Genomic DNA, 4,718 nt, shown 5'->3' with positions numbered 1-4,718 from the left:
GTCCGGAGTGTTTTATATGCGACAATTGCAGATGTGAAGGTTGCTACATTCCTGCCAAATACCCCACATGTAATTAATGATATCAGTACAGGCGTCATAGCTTTGTTGATTAATATACTAGTAACATTCCTTGTAAGTGCCCTGACTAAACAAATCTCCATGCAACAGACCGAGATGAATGATCTGGACAAGATATCCTGATTTCTTTTAAAAGTCTGGAAGAACTGATAAAACATGATATGGGAGGGCTTTTGTGAAAATTAAAATAACGGTTTGCCAATTTCGTGTAGAAAAAGTGTCAAATTTCCTTGAATTTCAGGAACAAGTAGAAGACTTGATCACCCAAGTTCCCGAAAACTCGGATTATATCATTTTTCCTGAACTGCTAACTATCGGGTTATCAGCGGCCTTTGGAGAACAGGATGCCTCGTCCGTTATCAGGATCGATGAATATACCAATCAATACAAAGATCTTTTCAGGTCAATTTCAAGAAAAAGAAAACAGGTCATCATTGCAGGCACTCATCTGGAACGCCGCGAAAATGAATACTACAATATTGCTTATATTTTTGATGAAGACGGATCAGTCGTTGAGCATAAAAAGACTCATATCTTTCCTGCTGAAGCGAATTGGCATACTTCTGAAGGCGATGAACTGGAGGTTTATTCCGTGGGTCCGGTTAAGATAGGGATAGCGGTATGTTATGAAGCGGAGATACCTGAAATTTCAAGGATATTATCAGTTAACGGTGCCGACATCATATTTTGCCCATCATATACATTTACAGAGGCTGGTTTTTGGCGAGTTCGCCATTGCGCACATGCACGTGCAATAGAAAATCAGGTATATTTTGTTCATTGCCCCACAGTTGGTGAACCAGGATCACCCTTGCCGAACGGATATGGCCGTGCCAGTATCCTTAGCCCCTGTGACAGCGCTTGGCCTGCTAATGGAATAGTGGCCGAGGCGGTAATGAATGAACATACCATCATTACCGGTACAGTGGATATGGACGAACTTTATGAGAATCGAAAAAGTGGTGCAGCAACCACCTTCAAGGATCGTAATCGCCGAAAAGATATGTATGCAAAATATGAACCATACGAAGGGCTGAAATGAAGTGTTGGATCCCGAACCATTGTCGTCCGAATGATGGTCCAATAAAGTGCGGTGGTAGGTCAAAAAATGACCCCTGAAACGAGTTCTTTAACTATACCTGGTTATTCTTCGTGATTCTTCAGTTTGATTGGCGTATTAGTTATAGAACTTATCTATTCTCTGGCCGAAGGAATCGGGAATTGACTTAATATACAAAATATATTGTCAAATGCTTGCTATATATATTAAAATATATATAACCATTTCATATTGTAATAATATAGATAGTCACCCTATTTATACCTGTTATGATGTCTGTAATGGCAGGAGGCACAACAATCATGTTTCAACAGAATACAGTATATATAGTTGGCGAATCGAAGGCACCGTCCAATAATCCAATTACACAGCAATTCAACTGCTTTTTTATCGGGTTCGTCATTGATCGTGATACGCATGAAATAGTGGATGCGGAATGCTCGACCACGATATCGATTACATCACGCTTCATTCAATCCATGCTAGTTGGTAAATCCATTCTTCGGCCCGATGAATTGGAGACAGAAATTGAGCAACGGTATTTTGGTTCATCTCAGAAAGCACTGACCGTCGCCCTAAGAAATGCCAGCATCAAATATCAGCAACTTTATAAGTTATAGCTGCTTCTTTTGTCAGTCGCAATTGAAATCCAGCTGTTAAAGAGTGCGTACGCGCTCTTTGGCAGCTGGATTTTTCTATGTAGTGCCATGCAATAATTCATTGATGGGGTTGAATAAAATGGAAATTGCATTTAGTTATAAAAGAATAGGAGGTATGGAATATGATTCAAGATGGTGTAATGTTTGTCTGCTTTTTATTGGCATTTACTGCCCTGATTGCGGTTGTGGAGAAAAAGATAGGAGGAAAGTTCTTCAAGTATGTTCCTGGTATTGTCCTTATTTATATTGGAGCGGCTCTGATGAAAACATTCGGGGTCTTTTCAGATAGTGAGTCAGTCGAAAGTGCATATAGCACCATACGGGGGCTCCTCTTGCCTGCCATGTTGATGCTTATGCTTTTGCAATGCGATATACGGAAAATCATCAGGCTTGGACCAAAGATGCTGTTAACTTTTTTTGCGGCTTCATTCAGCATTATTGGAGGGTTCACTCTTACTTACGTTTTAATGAATGGCTTTTATGCGGAAGGAACTTGGAAGGCATTCTCGGCCTTGAGCGCAAGCTGGACAGGAGGCTCTGCCAATATGGTGATCTTGCAAGGCATACTCGATGTGCCTGAAAATATTTTTGGCTATGCGTTGATCATGGATACTGTTAATTATTCCATTTGGGTCATGTTCTTGTTTTGGCTGGTGCCTCTTGCTGGAAAATTCAATATTTGGACGAAAGCGGATACATCTTTCATTGATCAGATGACTTCCGAGCTTGAAGCGGGGGAAACCGCCAAGACGGAATTTGGATTCGTGGAATTGATCGGTTTCTTGGCGCTGGCTTTAATTGTTTCAGCAGGTGCAACCAAAATTGGGGAGAGACTGCCGGTACTCGGTGCCGCTGTGAATGGAACCACTTGGACGATCATCATCGCTTCGACCGTAGGATTAATTCTGGCTGTCACGAAGGTTGGACGTATCGCCGGTTCCATGGAAATTTCCAAAGTCATGCTTTATATCGTCATTGGTTTAATTGCTTCCCATGCCGATTTTTCACAGCTGTTTCAAGCACCTGTGTATATTATTTCCGGCTTTATGATTCTATTCTTTCATGGATTGATCATGGTCATTTTGGCCAAAATCTTTAAGTTGGATCTATTTACAATGGGAGTTGCCTCTTTGGCCAACATAGGGGGCGTGGCATCAGCCCCCATATTGGCTGGTGCATTCAACCGGTCGCTAATACCGGTCGGGATATTGATGGCAGTACTTGGCAGTCTTCTGGGCACCTATTTTGGAATTCTTACATCATATATACTCTCAAGCTTTTAAGGAAGGGTTGTTAATATGAAGATTGAAAGTTTACAAGTATCAGTGGAAACCTTGCCACTTATCAAGCCATTCAAGACTGCATTACGCACTGCAATGGAAATTGAAAACATCATGGTTTCCGTAAAATTGGAGGATGGAACGGAAGGTTTGGGGGCTGCAGCCCCTACGGTTGCCATCACAGGTGATTCTACAAAAGGAATCATGACGGTCATTGAAGAAGTGATCACACCATATCTAATTGGCCGCGACATCGAGAATATCAATGCATTGTCTCAGCTGATCCAACGATCCTGTGTAGGTAACACAAGTGCAAAAGCTGCTGTTGAAATCGCTTTGTACGACGCAGTCAGCAAACGATGGCAGCTCCCATTATATCAATATCTTGGCGGTAAATCTAATGTCCTGAAAAATGATATGACAATCAGCGTTGATGAACCTGAAGAAATGGCAAAGGCGGCATTGTCCCTTATCGAAAGCGGATTCTCTACGATGAAGATAAAACTGGGGAAGGATTGGAAGAATGACGTGGAGCGCGTTGCCTGCATTCGTGCTGCTGTTGGCGAACAGGTTATGATCAGGATTGACGCAAATCAAGGGTGGACAACAAAACAAGCGATTTCCATCATTCATGAAATCGAAGAAAGAAAGCTGAACGTTGATTTGGTGGAACAGCCCGTGCAAGCCCATGATATCGAAGGATTGAAAGAAATAAAACGCTCTGTCCAAGTGCCGATCATGGCCGATGAAAGTTTGTTTTCCCCACGTGATGCCATGAGGCTCCTGAATGAACATGCTGTTGATTTCCTTAATATCAAATTAATGAAAACTGGCGGAATTCGACGAGCACTCCAAATCGCAGATATGGCAGAAGCAGCCGGGGTGGAATGCATGATCGGGAGTATGATGGAATCATCCGTTAGTGTAGCGGCCGCGGCTCATCTGGCAACCGCCCATCCAAATATAACGAAGATTGATTTAGATGCCCCATTATGGATTAAGAATGAGCCATTTGAAGGCATTCAATTTATGAAAGATCAACTTCTCATTTCCGATAAACCTGGACTGGGAGTCAAGAGGAAATCCTCTTTTGCTCAATAAAAACAATTTCGAAAGGGTGAATGATTTGAAAAGGTTAACCGTTTTTGTTTTATCTTTATTGGCTTTTGGTATTTTAGTATTCAGTCCCAATGAAGCTAGTTCCAGGGAGAAGCAGAGAATTGCCTATGTTGATGTGAACGTGGCCACTCTTTGGACTGAGCCGGGATTATTAAGGGGAATCGATGCCCCTTCTGCATCGAATCCCGCTGATTTGAATGAATGGATCGGCTCGATGAAATATGAAGACAAGCTGTGGCTTGTAGGTAACCTGGAAACACAAGCTTTATATGGTTCTAAAGTGACGATTCTTGAAGAACGTGGCAAATGGGTGAAAGTAGCCGTTTCCAATCAACCTACACCCCGCAATGATATTGGTTACCCAGGTTGGATGCCGAAGGGACAACTAAAAGACGGACATTCTTTTGAGAAGCAATTTAAACGAGGATTTGCCCTTGTAAATGCCCCAAAGACCTGGCTTTATTCGGATTCGAAACTTCGGTCCAAATTCATCGAAGTCAGCTTCAATACCCGCCTTCCGCT

The 4,718-nt window shown here is 42.3% G+C and carries 4 protein-coding genes and 2 pseudogenes; all 6 read left to right on the top strand.

Annotated elements, in window-relative coordinates:
• Positions 1-201: pseudogene (locus tag AC1DVB_RS25225) on the top strand (sodium:solute symporter family protein); the annotation flags it as partial.
• A gap of 52 nt (positions 202-253) precedes the next feature.
• On the top strand, positions 254-1,120 hold the full coding sequence (locus AC1DVB_RS25220; protein WP_268565690.1) for a carbon-nitrogen hydrolase family protein: 867 nt from the start codon (positions 254-256) through the stop codon (positions 1,118-1,120).
• Positions 1,121-1,440: 320 nt separating this feature from the next.
• Entirely contained in the window at positions 1,441-1,758 is a 318-nt protein-coding gene (locus AC1DVB_RS25215; RefSeq protein ID WP_034312026.1) for a DUF3870 domain-containing protein, read from the top strand.
• 161 nt (positions 1,759-1,919) lie between these two features.
• Entirely contained in the window at positions 1,920-3,080 is a 1,161-nt protein-coding gene (locus tag AC1DVB_RS25210) for a DUF819 family protein (protein WP_095678395.1), read from the top strand.
• Between the two features lie 15 nt (positions 3,081-3,095).
• Positions 3,096-4,178, top strand: a complete 1,083-nt coding sequence (locus tag AC1DVB_RS25205) for a dipeptide epimerase (RefSeq protein WP_095678396.1) — start codon at positions 3,096-3,098, stop codon at positions 4,176-4,178.
• A 25-nt stretch (positions 4,179-4,203) separates the two neighbouring features.
• A pseudogene (locus AC1DVB_RS25200) lies at positions 4,204-4,718 on the top strand (peptidase P60); the annotation flags it as partial.

This window comes from Peribacillus sp. P4_D6 (genome assembly GCF_056401795.1).
The sequence above is the reverse complement of the archived record's forward strand: the minus strand, read 5'-3'. Positions and strand labels throughout refer to the sequence as shown.